This window comes from Streptosporangium sp. NPDC002544, assembly GCF_040295965.1.
In the GTDB taxonomy this organism is placed as follows: domain Bacteria; phylum Actinomycetota; class Actinomycetes; order Streptosporangiales; family Streptosporangiaceae; genus Streptosporangium.
Window position 1 is genome coordinate 29,150 of the sequence record NZ_JBEOWJ010000051.1, and the last position, 23,336, is coordinate 52,485.

General features: G+C 69.8%; 21 protein-coding genes and 1 riboswitch. Of the genes, 9 read left to right on the forward strand and 12 right to left on the reverse strand.

Features of this window, described 5'->3' with window-relative positions; all coding sequences use genetic code 11:
* Nucleotides 1–40 precede the first annotated feature (40 nt).
* Nucleotides 41–709, reverse strand: a complete 669-nt coding sequence (locus ABT061_RS44640; RefSeq protein WP_350929757.1) for a Crp/Fnr family transcriptional regulator — start codon at nt 707–709, stop codon at nt 41–43.
* A gap of 57 nt (nt 710–766) precedes the next feature.
* On the reverse strand, nt 767–2,815 hold the full coding sequence (locus ABT061_RS44645; RefSeq protein ID WP_350929758.1) for an adenylate/guanylate cyclase domain-containing protein: 2,049 nt from the start codon (nt 2,813–2,815) through the stop codon (nt 767–769).
* A 242-nt stretch (nt 2,816–3,057) separates the two neighbouring features.
* On the opposite strand from ABT061_RS44645, the gene ABT061_RS44650 reads away from it, so the two are divergent.
* Entirely contained in the window at nt 3,058–4,062 is a 1,005-nt protein-coding gene (locus ABT061_RS44650) for a collagen-like domain-containing protein (RefSeq protein ID WP_350929759.1), read from the forward strand.
* A 181-nt stretch (nt 4,063–4,243) separates the two neighbouring features.
* Here ABT061_RS44650 and purL read toward each other — a convergent pair whose 3' ends face one another.
* From purL to purS, 4 genes are all read right to left on the reverse strand, one after another.
* A complete protein-coding gene (gene purL / locus ABT061_RS44655; RefSeq protein WP_350929760.1) occupies nt 4,244–6,499 on the reverse strand; it encodes a phosphoribosylformylglycinamidine synthase subunit PurL in 2,256 nt (751 codons plus the stop codon).
* On the reverse strand, nt 6,496–7,179 hold the full coding sequence (gene purQ, locus ABT061_RS44660) for a phosphoribosylformylglycinamidine synthase subunit PurQ (RefSeq protein WP_350929761.1): 684 nt from the start codon (nt 7,177–7,179) through the stop codon (nt 6,496–6,498). The genes purL and purQ overlap by 4 nt, the downstream gene beginning before the upstream one ends.
* A 199-nt stretch (nt 7,180–7,378) precedes the next feature.
* Nucleotides 7,379–7,846 carry an ATP-binding protein gene (locus tag ABT061_RS44665; RefSeq protein ID WP_350929762.1) on the reverse strand — a complete coding sequence of 156 codons (468 nt, stop codon included), beginning with the start codon at nt 7,844–7,846 and terminating at the stop codon, nt 7,379–7,381.
* A 142-nt stretch (nt 7,847–7,988) separates the two neighbouring features.
* Entirely contained in the window at nt 7,989–8,234 is a 246-nt protein-coding gene (purS, locus tag ABT061_RS44670) for a phosphoribosylformylglycinamidine synthase subunit PurS (RefSeq protein ID WP_350929763.1), read from the reverse strand.
* Between the two features lie 299 nt (nt 8,235–8,533).
* Between purS and pdhA the strand changes: the two genes are divergently transcribed.
* The 5 genes from pdhA (at nt 8,534) to ABT061_RS44695 (ending at nt 14,885) form a co-directional block, all read left to right on the forward strand.
* Entirely contained in the window at nt 8,534–9,625 is a 1,092-nt protein-coding gene (gene pdhA / locus ABT061_RS44675; protein ID WP_350929764.1) for a pyruvate dehydrogenase (acetyl-transferring) E1 component subunit alpha, read from the forward strand.
* On the forward strand, nt 9,622–10,599 hold the full coding sequence (locus ABT061_RS44680) for an alpha-ketoacid dehydrogenase subunit beta (RefSeq protein ID WP_350929765.1): 978 nt from the start codon (nt 9,622–9,624) through the stop codon (nt 10,597–10,599). The genes pdhA and ABT061_RS44680 overlap by 4 nt, the downstream gene beginning before the upstream one ends.
* 12 nt (nt 10,600–10,611) lie before the next feature.
* Nucleotides 10,612–12,063: a dihydrolipoamide acetyltransferase family protein gene (locus ABT061_RS44685; RefSeq protein WP_350929766.1), complete on the forward strand. Its 1,452-nt coding sequence runs from the start codon at nt 10,612–10,614 to the stop codon at nt 12,061–12,063.
* Between the two features lie 625 nt (nt 12,064–12,688).
* A complete protein-coding gene (locus ABT061_RS44690) occupies nt 12,689–14,419 on the forward strand; it encodes an ABC transporter ATP-binding protein (RefSeq protein ID WP_350929767.1) in 1,731 nt (576 codons plus the stop codon).
* A gap of 172 nt (nt 14,420–14,591) precedes the next feature.
* Entirely contained in the window at nt 14,592–14,885 is a 294-nt protein-coding gene (locus tag ABT061_RS44695; RefSeq protein ID WP_350929768.1) for a Dabb family protein, read from the forward strand.
* A 153-nt stretch (nt 14,886–15,038) separates the two neighbouring features.
* Here ABT061_RS44695 and ABT061_RS44700 read toward each other — a convergent pair whose 3' ends face one another.
* From ABT061_RS44700 to ABT061_RS44725, 6 genes are all read right to left on the reverse strand, one after another.
* Entirely contained in the window at nt 15,039–15,263 is a 225-nt protein-coding gene (locus tag ABT061_RS44700; protein WP_030917415.1) for a DUF6458 family protein, read from the reverse strand.
* Between the two features lie 52 nt (nt 15,264–15,315).
* A complete protein-coding gene (locus ABT061_RS44705; protein WP_350929769.1) occupies nt 15,316–16,518 on the reverse strand; it encodes an adenylosuccinate synthetase in 1,203 nt (400 codons plus the stop codon).
* A gap of 137 nt (nt 16,519–16,655) precedes the next feature.
* Entirely contained in the window at nt 16,656–17,612 is a 957-nt protein-coding gene (locus tag ABT061_RS44710) for a hypothetical protein (protein WP_350929770.1), read from the reverse strand.
* A gap of 33 nt (nt 17,613–17,645) precedes the next feature.
* On the reverse strand, nt 17,646–18,611 hold the full coding sequence (locus ABT061_RS44715; RefSeq protein WP_350929771.1) for a lipopolysaccharide kinase InaA family protein: 966 nt from the start codon (nt 18,609–18,611) through the stop codon (nt 17,646–17,648).
* Entirely contained in the window at nt 18,608–19,351 is a 744-nt protein-coding gene (locus ABT061_RS44720) for an NUDIX hydrolase (protein ID WP_350929772.1), read from the reverse strand. The genes ABT061_RS44715 and ABT061_RS44720 overlap by 4 nt, the downstream gene beginning before the upstream one ends.
* A 161-nt stretch (nt 19,352–19,512) precedes the next feature.
* Entirely contained in the window at nt 19,513–21,345 is a 1,833-nt protein-coding gene (locus ABT061_RS44725) for an acyl-CoA dehydrogenase (protein WP_350929773.1), read from the reverse strand.
* A 183-nt stretch (nt 21,346–21,528) separates the two neighbouring features.
* On the opposite strand from ABT061_RS44725, the gene ABT061_RS44730 reads away from it, so the two are divergent.
* The 3 genes from ABT061_RS44730 to ABT061_RS44740 all read left to right on the forward strand — a co-directional run bounded on the left by ABT061_RS44730 (nt 21,529) and on the right by ABT061_RS44740 (nt 23,241).
* Nucleotides 21,529–22,314, forward strand: coding sequence for a class I SAM-dependent methyltransferase (locus ABT061_RS44730; protein ID WP_350929774.1), 786 nt, complete (start codon nt 21,529–21,531; stop codon nt 22,312–22,314).
* Nucleotides 22,315–22,334: 20 nt separating this feature from the next.
* A riboswitch (guanidine-III (ykkC-III) riboswitch) is annotated at nt 22,335–22,401 on the forward strand.
* Nucleotides 22,402–22,421: 20 nt separating this feature from the next.
* On the forward strand, nt 22,422–22,745 hold the full coding sequence (locus ABT061_RS44735) for a DMT family transporter (protein WP_350929775.1): 324 nt from the start codon (nt 22,422–22,424) through the stop codon (nt 22,743–22,745).
* Nucleotides 22,746–22,869: 124 nt separating this feature from the next.
* On the forward strand, nt 22,870–23,241 hold the full coding sequence (locus tag ABT061_RS44740) for a VOC family protein (RefSeq protein ID WP_350929776.1): 372 nt from the start codon (nt 22,870–22,872) through the stop codon (nt 23,239–23,241).
* The last annotated feature ends 95 nt before the right edge of the window (nt 23,242–23,336 follow it).

The following is a 23,336-nucleotide window of genomic DNA, read 5'->3' on the forward strand; positions in this document are numbered from 1 at the left end:
GCGGGTAGGCGCGCCCCCGCGCCGGTCGTCCGGCGCGCCCTCAGCGCGCCCGTCTGCGCAGGCCCTCCAAATCGTGGATGATCACGCGGCGGCGGCCCGTCTCGATCAGCCCGCGGTCGCGCAGGGAGCGCAACGCCTTGCTGACCGCCTCGCGGGAGGCTCCGGTCCAGCCGGCCAGCTCGTCCTGGGAGAGCGGCAACGTCACCCGGACCCCGCCGTTGGTGGGCTCGCCGTACCGCTCGGCCAGCTCGACCAGCCGGGTGGCCACCCGGCCCGTGGTGTCGAACGCGCCGTACTCGATCCGCTTGCGGTCGGAGTCGCGCATCTTGCCGATCACCATCCGCATGAGCAGCACCGCGACCCTCCCGTGGTCCCGCAGGTAGGCGGGAAAGTCGCGGACCGTGACTCCTTCGACGGGTTCGAGGGCGGTGATCGTGGCGGACCTGGGCAGCCCGTCGATCGCCGCGAACTCGCCGAGCAACGCCCCGGGTCCCCGGATCGCCAGGACCACCTCGCTGCCGATCGCGGTGTGCGAGGACACCTTGACCCGGCCGGATGTCAGGATGACCACCCAGTCGTTCACGTCGCCTTCGGTGAACATCGTCGCGCCCCTGTCCCAGCGCCGGGGACGCCCGGCGGCGTACAGAGCCGCTACCTCATCGCTCGTGAGCAATGTGATGAACTCACCTGGTTCGGGGGAAGAAGTCATAACCACCTCATGGTGATCTCGATCGTGTCCGTACGGCTCCCGGGGCGAGAGGTGCTGCTACGAGAGCCCGGACAGCACGTGGGCATGGACGGGTTGTTCCCTGCCCTTGAGGTTGAGCGGGCCCAGGGAACGAGTCTGGGCCCGGGGGCCGATCAGGTCGAGGGTGCTCTGGCCGATCACGACGCTGCCGGGATCGGCGATTCCCTCAAGTCTGGCGGCCACGTTGACGCAGTCGCCCATCGCGTTGAAACCGCGAAGCTCGGGGCTGCCGATGTTTCCGACAAGCGCCTCACCGGTATTGATCCCAATCCTGAAGCGGGGATAGCCGGGCATCCCCGCCGCGATCTTCTCGGCGGCCTCCTGCATCGCCAGGCCCGCCCGCACCGCGGCGAGGGCGTGGTCGGACTGCCGGGCGGGGGCGTTGAACAGCGCGAGCAGCGCGTCACCCACGAACTGCACGATCGTGCCGCCGTTGCCGAGCACGATGGGCACGGCCGCGGTGTGGTAGCGGTTCAGCATCTCGACGATCTCGCCGGGCGCCACCCGCTCGGAGAAGCTCGTGAAGCCCTTCAGGTCGGCGAAGAGCGCGGTCAGTTCGACCAACTCGCCGCCGAGCGCCGCGGTCTGCGGGTCGGCCAGCAGGGACTGGGCCACGTCCGGCGACATGTACTGCCGAAAGAGGGTCTCCAGCTCGCTGTAGAGGCGGGCGTTCTCCAGGGAGATGGACAGCTGACCGGCCAGCATGGCGGCGAGCGCCTCGTCCTGCGGGGTCCTGCCGGTCGGCATCTCCAGCGCCCCGGCGAGCCTGCCCTTCACGGTCAGGGGGTGGACGACCTTCCTCTCCAGCCGGATCGGCTGGTCGCCGGGGAAGTCCTTCGGACCGTACTCCCTGGAGTTCACGGTGACCCGGCCGTTGTCGACCAGCTTGATCCGGACGTCTCCGTACGCCTGCCGTACGCGGTCGAGGCTCTGCGCCAGCAGTTCGCGCTCCGGCAGGCCCACGCGGGCCTGCCTGCCCACTTCGACCAGCGCGGCGAGCCTGTCGGTCAGCTCCCGCTCGTTGGCCAGTGCCTCACCCGCCCGGTCGAGCACCGCCACCTGGGACTCGGTGAGCCCGAACTTGCCCGCCAGCCTGTCCGCGATCGGAACCCTGCTCTCCTCCCTGCGCCGCAGGTGGCCGACGAGTTCCTCCAGGGCGGCCTCGTAGTCGGCTCTGATCCTGCGGACCGTCGCCGACAGCGCCACCGAGTCGAACAGCCCGGCGCTCGTGCCCTCCCGCCGGAACTGCAGGTAGGCGCTGTAGGCGACGAAGAGGAACGCGGTGGTCAGCAGCACGTGCCAGAGCCACCACGACAGGTGCCAGTTGTGGTGGGACAACCCCGCGACCAGGGACTCGGCGAGCAGCGCGTACGCGGTGACCAGGCTGATCAGCACGACCGCGGGGCGGCCACGGTGCAGCTGGAACATCATCGCGGCCGCCACCAGGTACAGGGCCACCCCGACCCACTCCAGGCCGCCCAGGCCGGTGCCCTCGGGGGGCGCGTCGCTCAGCGGGGTCAGGCCGGGCACCAGGCAGGCGACACCCCACCCGGTGATCAGGGTGGCCAGACCGCCGCGTAGCCACATCTGGCGCCGCAGGACGATCTCGGCCGCTCGGCCCCCCAGGGGCAGCGCCGATATGAACGCGAACACCGAGGCGATGAGGAGGCCCACCGGGTGGGACAGGTCGAACCCGTGGCTCGGGGTGCCCAGGATGATGCCCGGGGTGCTCAGCCCGTGCACCAGGAAGGATCCGGCACTGCTCAGGAAGACCAGCGAGACCAGGAGCAGGCGTGCGTCCGCCCGCCTGGCCGACGCCTCGCTGATCATGAGGCCCAGAACCAGGCTGATCCCGGCGACAGTGATGATCAACCAGAAATGACTGGGATTGTCCTGCAGGACGATGTTCAGGTCGGGCTGGGCCAGCAGCAGCCAGAGTCCGAGCATCGGCAGTGCCAGATGCAACGCCCACACCAGGGTGCGGACCGGTTGGGTCGCGGGCGGCAGGTACGGTTCCCGTTCGGAACGGTCTTGTGGGGCCGTGTCCGTCGGGTCGATGGTCGGCACGGTGGCCTCCGCGTCTGGAGAACCCGGTTGGTTCCCTGTGTTGTTCGTCCACGCCCAGCGGGCGGGTTCCCCCGAACGGCCCGATTATCCCGCACGCGGCCGCTGTCGGCAGGCATCCGGACATTTGTGCTTCCGAGATCAAAGTGTGATGTTTCACGGGTCAACCATTGGAACGGTCGAACCGTGTACTACGTGTATCTCTCCCATCACACCAGACTCTGGTGTCGCAGAAAGGAAGCCCAGTGGCTATCAAGTTGCCGGGCGGACGCACGCTCGCCGTCGTGACCGTTGGTGTGCTCGCCGGAACGTTGTTCACCGCGAGCGGCAGTGCCGTAGCCGCGTCGGCGGGTGCGGAGATCCACGCGTGTGTCCACAAGCAGACGCGCTACGCCCGCATCGTCAATGCGACGGCCAAGTGCAAGCCCACCGAGATCCGGATCAGATGGGGCCAGGAGAGCGAGGGCCAGCAGGGCGTCGCCACCGCCGGACCGCAGGGACCGCAGGGACCGCGCGGTGCGCAGGGTCTCAAGGGCGACACCGGCCCGCAGGGGCTGAAGGGTGTCGACGGCAAGAACGGCAAGGACGGTGCCACCGGTCCGCAGGGCCCCAAGGGCGACACCGGTGCTCAGGGTCCGAAGGGCGAGGACGGCAAGGACGGCGCCCCCGGGGCGAAGGGCGCCGACGGCAAGGACGGTGCCACCGGTCCGCAGGGGCCGAAGGGTGACACCGGCCCGCAGGGTCCCAAGGGCGACACCGGCCCGCAGGGGCTGAAGGGTGTCGACGGCAAGAACGGCAAGGACGGCCGGAACGGCTTCAACGGCAAGGACGGCAAGGACGGTCTCCCCGGCAAGCCCGGTGCCGACGGCAAGCCTGGTCTCCCCGGTAAGGACGGCGAGGACGGTGCCAAGGGTGCTCAGGGTCCGGCCGGCCCGGCCGGCCCGGCGGGTCCGACCGGTCCCGCGGGTCCCGCGGGTAAGGACGGCACCGGCGCCAAGCCCACCATCACCACCGTCACCGACTCCTTCACCTTCGGCGGTCAGGGCGGAAGCGAGACCGTGAGCTGCGGTGCGGGCAAGGTCGTCACGGGCGGCGGCTTCAGCAGCAGCCCCGGTGGCGGTGGCGGTGGCGGTGGCGGTGGCGGCAGCTCTTCCGGTCAGATCTACACGAGCGCGCCCAGCGGCTCCTCCAGCTGGACCGTGAGCGGCAAGAACTCCAGCGGCACCGTCTACGCACTCTGCATGGGCTGATCCCCGACTGAGCACGACAGCGCGACAGAGGGCCTCCCGGATGGCTTCCGGGGGGCCTTCTCCCATGTCGGGGGCCTTCTTCCAGGTTGGAGACGGGCCCGACCGGGTGCCGTGCAAGGCATGGAAAACGAAAAGGGGGTACGGCTCATGCGAGCCGTACCCCCTCCATGGTGCGTGAGGATCAGCCGAAGATGCCCGGCAGGGTGGACGTGTGGGTCTGGCGGAGCTCGGTGACCGGGATGTCCAGCACGCCCTTGATGTTCAGGGAGTCACCACCGGTGGTGCCCAGGCCGTAGCAGGGCACCTCGTGGGCCGCGCACAGCTTCGCGAAGGTGTCGAACGACTCGGGCCTGATGGTCACCAGCGCGCGGGCCGACGACTCGCTGAACAGCTCGACGAACGCGTCGTCGCCGGTCAGGGAGACCGCGCAGCCGATGCCCTGGGCGAGACAGGCCTCGGCGAGGGCGATGGCCAGCCCGCCGTCGGACAGGTCGTGGGAGCCGGTCAGCAGTCCCCGCGAGGCGGCCGTGGTCAGGACGAGAGCCAGGTCGCGCTCCGAGGCCAGCCGTGCCTTGGGCGGCAGGCCGCCCAGGTGGCCGTGGGCCACGTGCGCCCACTCCGAGCCGCCGAACTCCGCCTCGGTCTCGCCGAGCAGCACGATCCGGTCGCCGTCACCGGTGAAACCGGACCGTACCCGGGTGGCCACGTCGTCGATGACACCGAGCACGCCGACGACCGGCGTCGGGTGGATCGGGACGGATCCCGTCTGGTTGTAGAACGAGACGTTTCCGCCGGTCACCGGGACGCCGAGGGTCTTGCAGGCGTCGGCCAGGCCGCGCACGGCCTCGGCGAACTGCCACATGACCTCGGGGTCCTCGGGGGAGCCGAAGTTGAGGCAGTTGGTCACCGCCAGCGGCGTCGCGCCGGTGGTGGCCACGTTCCGGTACGCCTCGGCGAGGGCGAGCTGGGCACCCGCGTACGGGTCGAGGCGGGCGTAGCGGCCGTTGCCGTCGGTGGCCAGCGCGATTCCGCGCGTCGTCTCCTCGGCGCCGGGCATGGCCTCGCTGATCCGCAGCACGCCCGCGTCGGCGGGCTGGGCCAGCACGGTGTTGCCGCGGACGTAGCGGTCGTACTGGGAGGTGACCCACTCCTTGGACGCCAGGTTCGGTGAGCCGAGGAGCTCCAGCAGCGCCGCGCGCAGGTCGGTGGGGCGGGCAAGGCGCTTGGGAGTGTCGCTGTTCAGCGCGATCTGGCCGGCCGGCTCCTGGAACGGCCGCTCGTAGACCGGGCCCTCGTCGGCCGCGGTGCCCGGCGGGATGTCGACGATGGTCTCGCCGTGCCAGGTCATCACGAGGCGGCCTCCATCGGTGACCTCGCCGATCACGGTCGCGGGGATGTCCCACTTCGCGCAGATCGCCATGAAGGCATCGATGTCGTCGGGTGTGACGACCGCCATCATGCGCTCCTGCGACTCGCTCATCAGGATCTCCTCGGGCCGCAGCGAGGGATCGCGCAGCGGCACCAGGTCGAGCCTGACGTTCATGCCACCGGTGCCCTTGGCGGCGAGTTCGGTGGTCGCGCAGGAGACACCGGCGGCGCCGAGGTCCTGGATGCCGACGACCACGTCCGCCTGGTAGAGCTCCAGGCAGCACTCGATCAGCAGCTTCTCCATGAAGGGGTCGCCGACCTGGACGCTGGGGCGCTTGGCATGCGAGGAGTCCTCGAAGGTGGCCGAGGCCAGCACGGACGCGCCGCCGATGCCGTCGGGGCCGGTCAGCGCGCCGAACAGGACCACCTTGTTGCCCGGTCCGGGGGCCACCGCGAGCTTGATCTGGTCCTTGCGGAGCAGGCCCACGCAGAGGGCGTTGACCAGCGGGTTGCCGATGTAGCAGGGGTCGAAGACGACCTCGCCGCCGATGTTGGGCAGGCCCAGGCAGTTGCCGTAGTGGCTGATGCCCTCGACCACGCCGGGCAGCACCCGCCGGGTGTCGTGGGCGTCGGCGCCGCCGAAGCGGAGCGCGTCCATCACCGCGACCGGCCGGGCGCCCATCGACATGATGTCGCGGACGATGCCGCCGACGCCGGTCGCCGCGCCCTGGTGGGGCTCGACGTAGGACGGGTGGTTGTGCGACTCGATCTTGAAGGTGGCGGCCCAGCCGTCACCGATGTCCACGACCCCGGCGTTCTCCCCCATGCCGACGAGCAGAGCCGCCGACTTGGGGGCCTTGGTGCCGAACTGGCGCAGGTGCACCTTGGACGACTTGTAGGAGCAGTGCTCGCTCCACATGACGCTGTAGATGGCCAGCTCGGAGCCGGTGGGACGGCGGCCGAGGATCTCGCGGACCCGCTCGTACTCCTCGACCTTCATACCCAGCTCGGCGTACGGCTGGCGCTCGCCGGGGGTCTCCTCGGCCCGCTTGACGGTGTCGAGACTCATGCGTTCACCAGCTTCTTCAGGATCGAGGAGAAGAAGGCGCGCCCGTCGGTGCTCGGGGCGCCGGTGAGGTCCTCGACGGCGTGCTCGGGGTGTGGCATGAGACCGACGATGTTGCCGGCCTCGTTGCGGATGCCCGCGATGTCGTTCAGGGAGCCGTTGGGGTTGCCACCCGTGTAGCGGAAGACGACCTGGCCGCCCGCCTCCAGCGCGCCCAGGGTCGCCTCGTCGGCGACGTAGCGGCCCTCCCCGTGCTTGATCGGCAGCACGATCTCCTGGCCCTCGGTGAAGTCGGAGGTCCAGGGGGTGGTGTTGCTCTCGACCCGGATGCCCTGGTCGCGGCAGATGTAGTGCAGCCCGGCGTTGCGCATCAGCGCCCCGGGCAGCAGGTGGGCCTCGCAGAGGATCTGGAAGCCGTTGCAGGTGCCGAGCACGGGTAGCCCGGCTCTGGCGGCGGGGATCAGCTCCTCCATCAGCGGGGCGAACCTGGAGATGGCCCCGCAGCGCAGGTAGTCCCCGTAGGAGAACCCGCCGGGCAGGAAGACCGCGTCCACCCCCTTGAGATCGGGATCCGCGTGCCACAGCGGCACGGCTTCGCCACCCGCGTGGCGCACGGCGCGGGCCGCGTCCTGATCGTCAAGAGTTCCTGGAAAAGTGACGACGCCCACGCGGGCAGCACTCATGGCAACGTTCCCCTCCGCAAACGGGCGCCGCGCCGGCGTCTCTTACATCGGACGTCGGTCTGCGGCGGTGCGTCCAGGCTATCCGCTCCGGACAAGCGGTCATACGCGGAGTGCCGGATCACACAACCGGGCAGCCGGCATGGGCGTCTTCCGGCCCGTACGGGGCCGGGGAGAGCCGGATTCCCGGTGGGCCGCGGGGCTATACGGCGGCGAGCACCCGGTCGCGGGAGAAGACGGCGTCGTCATCCCAGTCCAGGTGCTTGCGCAGGTGCACGACGGTGCCCCTGCCCGGGGTGATGTCGAAGGAGATCTCGTCCACCACCGCCTGCATGATGAGCAGGCCCCTGCCGTTCTCGACGTCGGCCGACGGGTAGTGCTCCGGCACTCCGACGAGGCCCTGGCCCCGGTCGATGATGCGGACGTCGCAGCGGCCGTGGCCGATGGCGGTCTCGACCTCGTAGCGGTTGGCCGGACCCCCGTGCCGCACGGCGTTGGCGCATGCCTCGGTCACCGCGAGCAGGATGTCGGAGACGCAGTCCTCGGTGACGCCGAGTGAGCGCAGGGAGTCGCCGAGCGCCCTGCGGACCATCGGGATGCCGATGGCCTGTCGTGGCAGAGCCAGCGAGAACTCCATGTCCACCGGTTTCCTCCCGGGGTCAGACGTCACCTCGTGAAGGCTTCCCTGCAGAATCCGGGCTAACCGCAAAATAACCGTAATGTTATTGACTAGTGGTCAAGCCGTGGGATTGCTCCGCCCATATTGCCGGATATAGCTGGATCTGGGCGGTTGATCTGCGCGGAGTGACGGCCTAGGACTCGACAGTGACGGTGTAGTCCTCGATCACCGTGTTGGCGAGCAGGGTTTCGGCCATTTTCCGGACGTCCGAAAGTGCCGCCTCGTCGGCGGGCCCATCGACCTCCACCTCGAACCGCTTGCCCTGCCGTACCGCTGAGACACCGGAGAAGCCGAGCCGCGGCAGCGCGCGGGCGATCGCCTGCCCCTGCGCGTCGAGAATCTCGGGCTTCAGCATGACGTCGACGATGACGCGCGCCACGATGTTCCTCCTGGTTGCGACGGGGACGGTTCGGCGCCTCAAGAGTAACCGGCTCCGGCCGTGCTCAGGCGCGGGGGCCGGACCCGCGCCACGCGGACGAAACGGGCGGGTGAAAGGGAGCGCGCGGGGAACGGGGAGCATATGGACGCCGAGGTAGGTCTTGCGCACACGTATGTGACCTCTGCCACGATGGCCACAAGCGCGTACGAACCACCATCAGACGGGTCGAACGCGTCGCGAATCGGCCGGACAGCGGTGGCGAACCCATCCAGACGGCCCCTAGCACACAGGAGTGGCACGTGACAGCCGACGCCTCTCGTGGTGCGGAAGCACCCCCGGAGCTCATTCAACTGCTGACCCCGGAAGGAGAACGGGTCGAGCATCCCGACTACGACATTGATCTGACCCCCGAGGAGATCCGAGGTCTCTACCGGGACCTGACCCTGGTCCGCCGCGTCGACCTGGAGGCCGTGGCCCTGCAACGCCAGGGCGAACTGGGTCTGTGGGCATCGCTGCTCGGGCAGGAGGCCGCGCAGATCGGCTCCGGCCGGGCGCTGACCGAGGCCGACATGGCATTCCCGACCTACCGCGAGCACGGGGTGGCCTGGTGCAGGGGCGTCGACCCGGTGAACCTGCTCGGCATGTTCCGCGGCGTCAACCACGGAGGGTGGGACCCCGCGGAGCACAACTTCCACCTCTACACCATCGTGATCGGCAGCCAGACCCTGCACGCGGTCGGCTACGCCATGGGCATCCAGCGCGACGGTGCCGAGGCCGCCTCGATCGTCTACTTCGGCGACGGCGCCACCTCCCAGGGTGATGTGAACGAGGCCTTCATCTGGGCCTCCGTGTTCAACGCGCCGGTGGTGTTCTTCTGCCAGAACAACCAGTGGGCCATCTCCGAGCCGCTGGAGAAGCAGACCCGCATCCCCCTGTACCGCAGGGCCAGCGGGTTCGGGTTCCCCGGTGTCCGGGTCGACGGCAACGACGTCTTCGCCTGTCTGGCCGTCACCCGAAAGGCACTGGCCGAGGCCAGGTCGGGGCAGGGGCCCGTGCTGATCGAGGCGTTCACCTACCGGATGGGCGCCCACACCACCTCCGACGACCCGACCCGCTACCGGGTGGCCGCAGAGTTGGAGGGATGGAAGCTCAAGGACCCGATCGAGCGGGTCAGGGCCTACATGTTCAAGAACCAGATCGCCGACCAGGACTTCTTCGACACGATCGACGCGGAGGCCGACGAGCTCGGGCGGGACGTCCGCAAGCGCTGCCTCGCGCTGCCCGACCCCGAACCGCTGGCCATCTTCGACCATGTCTACGCCGAGCCGCACTCCCTGATGGACGCCGAGCGCGCGGAGTTCGCCACCTACCTTGAGGGGTTCGAGGCATGACCATTCTCACGCTGGCCAAGGCGCTCAACGAGGGCATGCGCAAGGCCATGGAGGACGACTCCAAGGTCCTCGTCATGGGGGAGGACGTGGGCAAGCTCGGCGGTGTGTTCCGGGTGACCGACGGCCTGCAGAAGGACTTCGGCGAGCAGCGGGTCATCGACACCCCGCTGGCCGAGTCGGGCATCATCGGGACGGCCATCGGCCTCGCGCTCCGGGGTTACCGCCCGGTCTGCGAGATCCAGTTCGACGGATTCGTCTTTCCCGCGGCCGACCAGATCATCACGCAGCTCGCCAAGATGCCGTTGCGCTCGCTGGGCAAGCTGAGACTGCCGGTGGTCGTCCGGATCCCCTGCGGCGGTGGCATCGGCGCGGTGGAGCACCACAGCGAGTCGCCCGAGGCGTACTTCACGCACACCGCGGGCCTGCGCGTCGTGGCCTGCTCCAACCCGGCCGACGGCTACGCCATGATCCAGCAGGCGATCCGCTGCGAGGACCCCGTCGTCTTCTTCGAGCCCAAGCGGCGCTACTGGGAGAAGGCCGAGGTGGATGTCGACTCCTCGGACTGGACCCCCTTCGACGAGGCCAAGGTGGTACGGCAGGGCACGGACGCCACCCTGCTCGCGTACGGGCCGATGGTGAAGACCTGCCTGGAGGCCGCGAAGGCGGCCGAGGACGACGGCCGGTCCCTGGAGGTCGTGGACCTGCGCTCGCTCAATCCGCTCGACGTCCCGAAGATCACGGAGTCGGTGCGCAGGACCGGGCGCTGCATCGTGGTGCACGAGGCGCCCGTCTACAACGGCTTCGGCGCGGAGATCGCCGCCCGCGTCACCGAGGAGTGCTTCTACAACCTGCAGTCCCCGGTCCTGAGGGTCGGAGGGCCCTCCACTCCCTATCCGCCCTCGCGGCTTGAGGACCACTACCTGCCCGATCTGGACAGGGTCCTGCACGCCGTCGACCGCGCGTTCGCGTTCTAGGGGAGGGCTGAAATGAAGGAGTTCAGGCTCCCCGACGTGGGAGAGGGACTGACCGAGGCGGAGATCGTCCGCTGGCACGTGAAGGTCGGAGACCCGGTCAAGGTCAACCAGACCATCGTGGAGATCGAGACCGCCAAGGCGGTCGTCGAGTTGCCCTGCCCGTTCGAGGGCGTCGTGGCGGCCCTGATGGCGGACGAGGGCGAGACCGTGGACGTCGGCAAGCCGATCATCTCGGTGGACGACGGTGCCGGTCCCGGGGCTCCCGTCGCGGAGCGGCCGGCGGCCCTGGCCGACGCCGCCGCCGACCTGGTGCCCGCGCCACCCGCCGAGGTGCGGCAGCCGGTGTTGGTGGGCTACGGCGTCAAGCCGGGTGCGGCCAAGCGCCGCCCCCGCAAACCGTCGCCGTCCGGCACCTCTCCCACCGGCGGCTCCCCTGCCGGTACGCCTCCCGCCGGTGCGTCCCTTGCCGGTACGGCCACCGGGTTGCGGTCACCCGAGGCGGTGCCGTCCGGTGTGCGGGAGGGCGGCGCCGGCACGGCCGCACCGCCTACGAATGCCGCGGTGCTGGCGAAGCCCCTGGTGCGGAAGCTGGCCAGGGATCTGGGCATCGACCTGACCGTTCTCACCGGGACCGGCCCGCACGGCTCGATCACCAGGGACGACGTCCAGGCCGCGGTCGGCGCCGCGCCGGCCAGGCCGCGGTCGGCGGCCGTGACGCGGGAGACGGCCTGGCCGCAGACGCCGGCCGTGACGCAGGCGGCGGAGGACGAGGAGCGGATCCCGATCAGGGGGGTGCGCAAGGCGACCGCGCAGGCCATGGTGGCCTCCGCGTTCACGGCACCGCACGTGACGGAGTTCCTCCAGGTGGACATGACGGAGACCATGGACGCGGTCCGGCGCCTCCGGGAGCTGCCCGACTTCGCCGAGGTCAAGGTCTCGCCGCTGCTCCTGGTCGCCAAGGCCGTGCTCGTCGCCGCCCGCCGCCACCCGATGATCAACTCTGTCTGGGACGAGGCGCGTCAGGAGATCGTGGTCAAGCACCGCGTCAACCTGGGCATCGCCGCGGCCACCCCGCGCGGCCTGCTCGTCCCCAACGTCAAGGACGCCCACCTGCTGTCGCTCCCCGCTCTGGCCGGCGCCCTCGGCGCTCTCGCCGAGACCGCCAGAGCGGGCCGCACCCAGCCCGCGGACATGGCCGGGGGCACGATCACGATCACCAACGTGGGCGTCTTCGGGGTGGACTCGGGCACCCCGATCCTCAACCCCGGCGAATCGGCGATCCTGGCCCTCGGCCAGGTCAGGGATATGCCGTGGGTGGTGGGCGGGCAGGTCGTGCCGCGTAAGGTCTGCACGCTCGCGGTCTCGTTCGACCACCGGGTGGTGGACGGGGAGATCGGCTCGCTGTTCCTGCGCGACGTCGGCGCGATGCTTGAGGACCCTCTCCGGATGCTCGCCTGGGGATGACCCGGTGATTCCGGAGCCGGTTTCATGACAGAGCGGTGATTCGCCTGCCGGGTAAATCCGGCAGGCGAATCGCTAAACATGACGGCCGGGCCTGTCAATTGGTGTTACGGGAAATGGGCGAGGCCTCCGGGACGGCCCTCCCGGCCGCCGCGACGCCGTGCGGGCCGCCGTCCCGGCGATAATCGGGAAGCCTCTTTTGTCCCCTGTGGATCAGGGTTTGTGGTGCGTATCCCCAGCTCGGGCAGGCGGTCGGGCTGCCGTGTGAAACTTTTGTCAGGCTTTGCTCTCGATACGTTTTACGGCATTTCTGAATTGGTTGTTAAAACATCTTTAATGCGCGTCGATATGGGGTGTTTGTCTGGGTATGGGTGCTAGTGTCGTGGTTGGTAAGCGCGACAAGCTCAGCACGAAGGGGGAAGCCATGACTTTCAAGCAGCTCTTCCCGTCCAGCCAGTACGTGACCTGGGGTGGATGCTGCTGCCGGCGCCGCCGCTGTGGATGTGGGTGTGGCGGCGGGTGGTGGTGGTAACCAGATCCGGTGCTAGCAGAAACAAATGAGAGCCGGCGGGTGAACCGCCGGCTCTCATTCTCAGAGTCGCTCTCGCCCAACGGGGCGAGGGCAGCGGTGCGTCGTCCTCCCACGGCGCCGACGGTCTCCATCCGCAGGACCTTCCGGGAGTTCTGGCCGTACACCCGCGGCCTCCGCCGGCTGCTCGTGGCCGGTGGCGTGCTCGCCATCGTCGCGGCCGTCTGCGAGGTCGCCGCGATCGGCCTGTTCGGCTTCATCACCGACGAGGTGCTCAGCAAGCAGAACCTGGGGGCCTTCTGGCTCCCCGCGGCGGCCTGGCTGGGCCTCGCGGCCGTCGCGGGGCTGGTCTCCTTCATGGGGTCCTACCTCACGGCCCTGGGCGGCGAGCGCTTCCTGCTGCGGCTGCGAGACAGGGTGTTCGAGCACATCCAGACGCTCACGCCCGACTTCTTCGACAACCGCCGCCTGGGTGACCTGATGGCCAGGCTCACCGACGACATCGAGGCCATCGAGGAACTCATCGCCTCCGGCCTGGTCAAGCTCTTCACCACGCTCGCCAGTGTCGTCTTCTTCGCCGGTGCGGCCTTCTACATCCGGTGGGACCTGGCACTGCTGACGTTCCTGCTGGCCCCGGCCTTCCTGCTGGTCTCCAAGGTCTTCGCGGGCAGGTTCAGGACCGTGTCGGCGCGCGAGCGGCTCAGCAACGGGACCATGAACAGCGTCATCGAGGAGAGCCTGTCCAACCAGGCGCTCGTCCAGTCCTACAACCGTCAGGGCACCGAGGCCGAGCGGCTGCACGTGGAGGGGAGCACCTGGATGCGGGCCAACGTGGCACAGGCGTGGCTGTCCTCCCTGTACGGGCCCGTCGTGCAGGTGATCGAGACCATCTGCCTGATCGCCATCCTCGGGTTCGGCGCGTGGGAGATCTCCTCGGGGCGCCTCACCATCGGCGGACTGCTCGCCTTCGCCGCCTACCTCGCCTACCTCTACCCGGCGGTGCAGAGCCTGGGGCAGATCGCCCTCACCGTCTCCGAGGCGGCGGCGGGCTCCGACCGGGTCATCGAGATCCTGCGGGCCCGGCCGGCCGTCACCGACCGCGAGGCCCCCGTCCATCTGGGGCGTGGCCGTGGCCGCGTCGAGTTCCAGGACGTCGGCTTCACCTACCCGAACAGGAGGAGACCGACGTTGCGCGGCATGTCCTTCGTCGCCGAGCCCGGGGAACTGGTCGTGTGCACCGGGCCGAGCGGGGTGGGCAAGTCCACGCTCGCGAAGCTGCTGCTCCGCTTCTACGATCCCACCGCCGGGCGCATCCTGCTCGACGGAACCGACATCCGGGATCTGTCGCGCGAGTCGCTCCGTGACAACATCACCATCCTGCAGCAGGAGAACCTGCTCTTCTCGGGGACCGTACGCGACAACATCGCCTACGGCCGCCCCGGCGCGGACCTGGACGACATCGTCCGCGCCGCCGTCATGGCGGACGTCCACGACTTCGTCAACACGCTTCCCCACAGGTACGACACGCCGATCGGGCAGCGTGGGCGACTGATGTCGGGCGGGCAGCGCCAGCGGATCGCCATCGCCAGGGCCATCCTGCGTGACGCCCCGGTGCTCGTCCTCGACGAGCCGATGACGGGGCTCGACGCGCTCACCGCAGAACGGATCATGGAACCGCTCAAGAGGCTCATGGCCGGCCGCACGACCATCCTGATCACCCACGATCTCCGCTTCATTCCCGAGGCGGCCCAGAAGATCGTGCTCGAAGCCGTGCCGCGGCGTTCCAGCCGGATAAGGATCAGCCGCCGTTCCGCACCGCGCTCGGTGTGAGCGCGGATCACCTCTCGACGGCGATTCAGGTCCCGGACGGGCCGCGACACCCCGTCCGGGGCTCTCCGTCGCACATCCCCCCGCCCTGCCCCGCTCCGCGGTCGCGGGGCCGTTGCCGGTTCCGATGACGCCTGGCCTTACGCTGGCCGGGCACCCAAACGAAGGGAAGATCATGTTCCGGCATGTCGTGCTGTTCACCTGGGCACAAGAGGCCACCGATGAGCAGAGGGCCAGGGTCGCGACGGAGCTCGGCAAGCTGCCCGAAGCCATCACGGAGATCCGCTCCTACACCCTTGGCACGGACGCGGGCGTGAACCCGGGCAACCACCAGTTCGCGGTCGTCGCGGACTTCGACAGCGTCGACGACTACCTGGCCTACCGGGACCACCCGCTGCACCAGGCCGTGATCGCCGAGCACATCAAGCCGATCGTGGCCTCGCGGGCGGCGATCCAGTTCGAGCTCTAGAGCCTGCCCCGCGGATCTTGCCGTGGCGAGGATCGGTCAGGTGGTGTCTCGCAGGGCGGAGGAGGGAGCCGCAGCGTGCTGCGGTGACCGGCGACAACGCGGCGAGGCGCCGCCTGACCGACCGCGGTAGGCAAAAGATCCAGGGGGCAGGGCCTAGACCTCCGGTGGGTGGTTCTCGCGGTGCATCAGGCGGTCCTCGGACGTGTTCCCGCGCTTGGGGGCCATCACGATGCTCAGCACGACCCCGACGGCACCGACGATCATGAAGATCAGGCCGATCACGTCGATGTGGACGGCCTCGCCGAGGACGGTGGGGTCGATGGCGAAGCGGAGGATGGCGCCAAGCGTGAGAAAGAAGATGCTGACCCCGACACCCATGAGTTCCTCCGGGTAAGGCTGCCTGCCAGGTAAAGGGAGAGTACGAGAAGGGTCATACCCTTTCGGCCGCGGTCACACCACTGAAAAGGACCTTGTCGGCGGCGGTGGGTCCTCGGGAGCCCAGCCACACCGGAACCCCCAGGGCCCCGGCCACCGCCGCGGGCCAGTCGTCGACACCGTCGGTGTAGTGCGGCCGGGCCGCCGACAGCCGCCCGGTCAGCCTGGCCTGCCCTTCGAGGTCACCCGCCGTGCCCACCGGCAGTTCGCCGATGTCGTACGACACGCACATCCGCGAGACCGGCGCGTCCAGGTGGGTGAGCGCGAGGGCGTCGGCCCCGCCCGCGACCGCCAGCGCGTAGCGGTGGGCCACCGCGTCGAAGTGACCGGTGCGGAAGGGCCCCTGCCAGGGACCGGTCCCGTTGTGCGCCTCGGGCAGCACCGGCGCCGCGGCCTCGGTGACCAGCGGTCCCGGGCCGTGCCTGGGCGTGTAGGTCCGCAGCACGCCCAGCCGTACGGCCGGCACCCCGTCGAGCAACTCCAGCGCGTTGGCGAAGGTCGTCGTGCTCCAGGTGGTGTACGGGTGGAAGCCGTGCCACTCGTCGAGCAGCACGCCCTGTGCCCCCTCGAAGATCACGGGCCGCCTGCGCAGCAGCGCGGTCGTGAAGGAGGAGCCGACCAGGATCACCCGCTCGGCGAACGCCCGGTAGGCGGCGACGCAGTCCTCGACGGGCGGCCCGGTCACCCCGAGCGCCTCGCGGAGCGCGTACAGCTTGCGGGTGAGCCGGGCCGGGGCCTCGCAGTCGCCGACGGTCGGCGCGAGCTCCGGGTGCTCCAGGGCGTAGGCCATGGTCTCGCCGACGCCCATTCCGCACGACCCGTGCCGGTCCTCGCCGCGTGCCAGCTCCCTGGCCTGCCCCGCCGCCACGTGGTACGGCGTGGCGAGCAGGGCGTCCCGGTCCACGGTGAGCAGGCGGAACGGGTCGGGAACGCCCAGTTCGCTCAGGTGGGCGGCCTCCCGGGCCAGCGAGAGCGGGTCGGTGACCATGAACCTGGACAGGTGGGTGGGCACGCCTCTGAGCGTGCCCGATCCGAACTGTGCGAACGTGTGGTGCCGTCCGTCGGGCAGCACGACGTTGTGGCCGGCCTGCCCACCCCCGTTGAACCTGACAACCGCCCCGATGGGTTCGCGGGTGCAGAGCCAGTCGATGATCGTGCCTTTGCCCGCGTCGCCGTAGCCGAGGTCTGTCACGATCATGTGTTCGCGCATGTGGTCCTCTGTTCGTGGTGGCGCCCTGCCCGGCGGTGAGTTCTCACCGCCGGGCAGGGGCCGTTTCCCTTCGTGGTGGCACTCCCCGCCGCTTTCGCGGTGGCCGCCGCACGGCGGGGAGGTCTTCAGAGCCGCGTCACGCCGCTGTCGCCGCCCAGGTCGAGACCGTCGGCGACCACGAGCGTGCCGCGGTCGAGTTTGGCGAGGGCCCTGCCCACGGCGGCCCCGGCGGTCGAGCCGAGCTCGTCGAGGTCGTCCAGTCCCTCCCGCAGATCGATGGCGTCCTCGCCGAGACCGACGGTGAGCGCGATGGTCTCGCAGACGGCGTCGAGGTCGTCCAGCTCCAGCACGTTCTGGCCGAGCAGTTCGCGCCAGGCGGCCAGCACCCGGCCGTCCCTGGCGTGGCTCGTCCCCGCCGGAAGGATGTAGTAGACGTCGTAGACCCTGGTCAGCTCGGCGACGATCTCCCTGGTCGGGATGTCCCGCTGGAGCCGGTCGCCGATGACACCCTCGACCTCGCGCCGCTTGACCTGGGGGTAGGGAAGCTCGTCGCCGATGATGAACAGGTAGCCCCTGCGCCCCCGCTTCTCGAAGCAGTCGATCGAGGTGTGCCTGGCCATGAAGTACATCGCCAGCTCGTACGACTCGCTCATCTGGCCGCCGCCCCCGCTCTCCAGCAGGACCTTGCCCAGCTGCTCGTCCATCCGGTTGTCGGATTCGAACTGGCCGATCTGCAGCGGGGCCCGGTCGCAGGTGGCGTCGCCGATCGCGCCGAAGAGGATCTGCGGGTCGGTGGCGTAGTCCTTGCGGAGCAGCAGGCCGAGCAGGTCGGGCAGCTTGGTCTGGAGGGTCCGGGGCACCCCGCCCATCGAGCCGGTCACGTCGAACAGCACGGCCACGGCGAGGGAGTCGGGGTGCTCGGCGGAGTCGCGGCTCTCGCGGAGCGTCACCCCGCGCGGGTCGAGGTCGGGGTGCGTGGAGCGGGCGCCGCCGTCGCTGTAGGCGAAGGCGCTTGAGCCCTTGGCCGCGCGGTAGCTCGCGGCGGCGGAGTAGACGTCGGTGGACCAGATTCCGCTTCCCACGGGGGATCTCCTCGGATCAGGGATGGCACGTTCTCAAAGGTGCAGTGGCCGGTATTTCCTCGGCCCGTACAGGTCGTCGAGCAGGTCGTCGAGTTCCCCCAGGAGCCGCCACGCGTCGCCGGGCGGGCTCAGCAGGCTTCCCCGGACGAAGCGCCTGATCGGAGTGGGGGCCTGGTCGCCCATGAGGGCGGCCACGGAGCGGGTGGCGAGGTGGATGTCGGTGGCGGGGGTGGCGGGTTTCCTGGCCAGGACCTCCGGCGGGTAGTCGTCGCGGTGCCTGGTCACCAGGGCGGTGAGCGGGGTGCCGAGCGGTACCGACTGGCTCCAGTCGACGAGCACCAGGCCGTGGTCGACCGGGTGGACGAGGACGTGGTGCCCGAACACCGCGCCGTGCACGACCCCCGCCCGATGGGCCGCGCCGACGGCCACCAGCAGCCGCCGCCAGATCCAGGCCACGTCCCTCGCGTCGAGCACCGGCCGCCGCCGCCTGACCTCGTCCAGGCTCACGAACCCGTCGGGTACCCGGCTGATCACGTTGGCCCGCCGCTCGACCCCGTCGCGGCGGTGCCGGAACGAATCCACCAGGCGTGGCACGTACGGCAGGAGCAGCGGGTCGCCGTCTCGCGCGATCGTCTCCAGGGCGTCCGTCTCGCGGCACATGAGGTCGTTGTCCGCGTGGCTGCGCGGGAGCTTGAGCAGCGTGTCCGGACCACTCTCGTAGAGCACGGCCGAGGCGCCCCGCCGGAAGACGCCCCCGATCCGGTAGGTCCCCCGCCCGGTGGTGATCACCGTCTCCGCGGCCGGCCCCGGGGCCCCGCCGCGGGCCGCCCACAGCTCCGCCAGCCTGGCGAACGCCTCGGCGGCCTCGACTCCCGGCGCGAGGTCGGGGTGGAGCAGCCTCGCCAGCCTCCGGTACGACCGGTGCGCAGAGTCCCCGCCGAACAGGTCGTCGGGGGTACGGGCAGCGGTCACCAGCGCGATCGCCTCGGCCCTGGTCATCTGATCTGTTCCTCCCTGGCGGGTCGTAGCAGGGCGGGGTGCAGGAGTCGTGCGTCGCCGGCCCGGTAGAGCTTGGCCCGGGGGCCGCCCCTGGCCCCGCCGCTCTCGGTGGTCTCGCCGGTGCTCTCCACGAAACCGGGCACCGAAAGGATCTTGCGGTGGAAGTTGCCCGCGTGCAGTGGCACGCCCCAGACCGTCTCGTAGACACCGCGCAGCTCGGAGATCGTGAACGTCTCACCGGCGAACGAGGTGGCCAGCGGGGTGTACTCCAGCTTGCCGCGTGCCCGCTCCAGCCCGTGCGCCAGGATGCGATCGTGGTCGAAGGCGAGCTCCGGCAGCTTGTCGACCGGCTGCCAGGCGGCGTCCGCCGCGTCCGTGCCCGCCCGGGGATCGGGCAGGTCGGGGGCGAACGCCAGGTAGGAGATCGACACGACCCTCATCCGCGGATCACGGTCGGGTGTCCCGTAGCTGGCGAGCTGCTCGATGTGGACTCGGTCCCCGAGGCCCGAGAGCCCCGTCTCCTCGGCCAGTTCCCGCGCCGCGGCCTGTGGCAGGTCCTCTCCCGGCCGGATGAACCCCCCCGGCAGCGCCCACCGCCCCGCATGGGGTTGCTCGCCCCGCCTGATGAGCAGAACGCGCAACCCGCCCCCGCGAATGGTGAGCGCCACCACGTCGACGGTCACCGCGACCGCCGGGTACATCCGCGGGTCGTAACCCGCCAGAAACTCGGACTCATCCATCACATGTCCTTCTCAAAGTGAGACAATCTCAGTATGAGAATAACAAAGGCCGGTGTCAACCCGCTCGCAACGGCGCGCGGTCCCAGGCCCCGAGAAAGGCGAAGGGCGGTCCCGTCAAGACGGGACCGCCCCCATGCCTGCCGCGGGAGCAGGTGGCTTGCTCAGAAGGCCTCTTCCGGCAGCTCCATCAGGTCCTGGCCGGTGGCCTCCAGCGTGCGGCGCTCGGCGGCGACGCGGGGCAGGACGGTCTGGGCGAAGAACGAGGCCGCGGCGACCTTGCCGGTGTAGAAGGCCTGGTCGCCCTGCGCGGTCTCGGTGGAGCCCAGCGCGGCCAGGGCCACCTCGGCCTGGCGCAGCAGCAGCCAGCCGATCACCACGTCGCCCAGCGCGAGCAGGAACCGGGTGGTGTTGAGGCCGACCTTGTAGATCTCCTTCGGCGCCTCCAGCGAGCCGATGGCCCAGCCCGCCATGGTGTCGGCCATGCTCTTGACCTCGTCGGCGGCCTCGGCGAGAAGCTTGCGCTCCTCCTTCAGCCGCCCGTTGCCGGCCTCGGAGGCGGCGAAGGCCTGCACGTCGTCGTACAGCGAGCCGAGGGTCACGCCCTGGTTGCGCAGGATCTTGCGGAAGAACAGGTCCTGACCCTGGATCGCGGTGGTGCCCTCGTACAGGGAGTCGATCTTGGCGTCCCTGATGTACTGCTCGATCGGGTAATCCTGCAGGTAGCCCGAGCCGCCCAGGGTCTGCAGGGAGCGGGCGAGCAGCTCGTAGGAGCGCTCGGAGCCGACGCCCTTGACCAGCGGGAGCAGCAGGTCGTTCATCGCCTCGGCGTGGCCGTTCCTGCGGCCCTCGTGCTCGGCGATCAGCACGTCGTCCTGGTAGGTGGCGGTGAGCAGGACCAGCGCCCGCATGCCCTCGGTGTACGACTTCTGCAGCATCAGCTCCCGGCGTACGTCCGGGTGGTGGGTGATGGTCACCCGCGGGGCCGACTTGTCGGCCATCTGGGTCAGGTCGGCGCCCTGCACCCGGGCCTTGGCGTACTCCAGGGCGTTCAGGTAGCCGGTGGAGAGCGTGGCGATCGCCTTGGTGCCGACCATCATCCGGGCATGCTCGATGATCATGAACATCTGCTTGATGCCCTCGTGGACCTCGCCGATCAGCGTGCCCACGGCCGGGTGCTTGTCGCCGAAGGTGAGCTCGCAGGTCGTGGAGACCTTCAGGCCCATCTTCTTCTCGACGTTGGTGACGTAGACGCCGTTGCGCTCGCCGAGCTCGCCGGTCTCCAGGTCCACGTGGTACTTCGAGACCAGGAACATCGACAGGCCCTTGGTGCCGGGACCGTGTCCCTCGGGGCGGGCCAGCACCAGGTGGAAGATGTTGTCGCTCATGTCGTGCTCGGCGCTGGTGATGAAGCGCTTGACGCCCTCGATGTGCCAGGTGCCGTCGTCCTGCCGTACCGCCTTCGTGCGGCCCGCGCCCACGTCGGAACCGGCGTCCGGCTCGGTGAGCACCATGGTGGCGCCCCACTGCTTCTCGATGGCCAGCTCGGCGTAGCGCTTCTGCTCCTCGGTGCCGATCACGTGGAGCACGTGGGCGAAGGCCGGGCCGCTGGAGTACATCCAGATGGCCGGGTTCGAGCCGAGGACCATCTCGGCCAGCGCCCAGCTCACGCTGCTGGGCAGGCCGGGGCCGCCGAGCTCGGCGGGGAGGCTGAGGTTGGTCCAGCCGGCGTCGCGGTAGGCGGCGAAGGACTTCTTGAAGCCCTCCGGCATCGTCACCGAGTTGGTGGCGAGATCGAACACCGGCGGCTTGCGGTCGCCCTCCTCGAAGGAGTCGGCGAGTACGCCGGTGGCCAGGCGGTTGACCTCGTCGAGGAGGCTCCGCACCACGTCCTCGTCCAGTTCGGCGTAGCGGCCGGTGCCCAGAATGTCCCGGCGCCCGAACACCTCGAAGAGGTTGAACTCCAGGTCACGGACGTTGCTCTTGTAGTGGCCCATGGGGTCTGCTCCTTGAAACCGGGGGAACCGGAACTTTCCATACTCGCCAGTAACGTTACCGGTAATGCTACCCGTCAGTAACCCCTAGAAAACCGCACCGACTGGGACGTTCGTCACGACATGCGAAGACACCCGCGCCGGCGTCGATCGACCGGCCCCCCGAAGCTCTTCTAGGCTCGCCACATGGACGAACGATGGCGGGCCGACCTCGAACTGTGGGGCATTCCCGAGGAGATCGCGGCCAGGGCGCCGGCCGACCCCTGGGGGCACTCGTCGGCGCGGTTCGCCGAGCGCACCGACCGCGCGCTCGCGGCCCCCGAGGGGCCGACGCTGGCGCGGATGGCCGAGGCGCTCCCGCCCGGCGGGAGCGTGCTGGACGTCGGTGCCGGAACGGGGGCGGCCTCCCTGCCGCTCGCTCCCGATCTGGGAGAGCTGATCGCGGTCGACGTCTCCGACGCCATGCTCGCCGAACTGGCCTCCCGGGCTCACACGCTGGGCGTCCCCACCCGGTTCTTCCGGGGCCGCTGGCCCGACATCGCGGCCGAAACGCCGGTCGCGGACGTCGCGGTCGCCGCCCACGTCGTCTACAACGTGCCGGGGCTGGCCGGATTCCTCGCCGAGCTCACCGGCCACGCCCGGGGCCGGGTCGTCCTGGAGCTCACCGGGCAACACCCGATGAGCTGGCTCAACCCCCTCTGGCAGCACTTCCACGGCATCACCCGCCCCCGCCGCCCCACGGCCCACGACGTGATCGCCATCGCCGAGGGGCTCGGGTACGAGGTCCACCACGAGTGGCGCCTGGCCCCGCTGCCGCGCTTCACCCGGCTCGAAGACCTCGCCGAGAGCGCCTGCCGGAGGCTCTGCCTCGGCCGGGAGCGGGCCGACGAGGTCATCGCGGCCGTGATCGAGCTGGACATGTGGCCGGTCCCCCGGGACCGGTGGTTCACACTCTGGTGGGAATCAAAGTGAGCCCCTGCCGCGTTCCACCGATCGAACCCTCAAAAGGGGTGTTCCCGGACGAGACGCGCCGTACCCGGTAGGCAAAGACGACGCTCCTGATCAAAGGAGGAGCTGTCATGGCCTGGGTTGTCATCCTCGTCGCCGGTCTGTTCGAGGTCGCGATGGCGTACTCGCTCAAGCTGAGCAATGGATTCTCCGTGCTGCTGCCGAGCGTCGGCTTCGCCGTCTTCGGCCTGCTCAGCTTCGGCCTGCTCGCGGTGGGCCTGAAGACCCTGGAGGTGGGCACGGCCTACGCCGTCTGGACGGGTATCGGAGCCGTCGGCACCGCCGTGCTGGGCATCGTCGCCCTCGGCGAGAACGCGTCGGCCCTCAAGATCGCCTCGATCCTGCTCATCGTCGCGGGCGTCGTCGGGCTCAACCTCGCCGCCGGCGGCCACTGACCGTACGCCTGCCCGAGCACGCCGTACGACGTGATCGGGAGGGGTGGACACGGGCGACCCCGCTCGGACCGGGGTCGCCCGAAACCGGCTTGACGGTTTTGATGGTGTCGGGTTGGGTGGGCGCATGATTGTTGTTCAATACGTGACCTTCGACTGCGCCCGGCCGTACGAACTGGCGACCTTCTGGCGCGACGCCACCGGCGGGGAGCTCCATCCGGAGACGAAGCAGGAGGACGATGAGATCCTCCTGCGGGGCGGCGGGGTGAATCTGCTGTTCATCAAGGTTCCCGAGGGCAAGTCCGTCAAGAACCGCCTTCACCTGGATCTCACCGGCTCGGCGGGCACCACCCGCGACGAGGAGGTCGAGCGCCTGCTCGGGCTCGGCGCCACGGTCTTCGCGGACATGCGCAACCCCGAAGGCACCGGCTGGGTGACGATGCTCGATCCCGAGGGCAACGAGTTCTGCGTCTGCCGCGCCGAATACGAGCGCGTCTAGCGGAGCGGCTCTGGGCCCGGTCACTCCAGAAAGGCCCGGCCGGGCCGCGAGCCCCGGCGACCGAAGGCGATCTGCGGCGGCCGACACGAGTGATC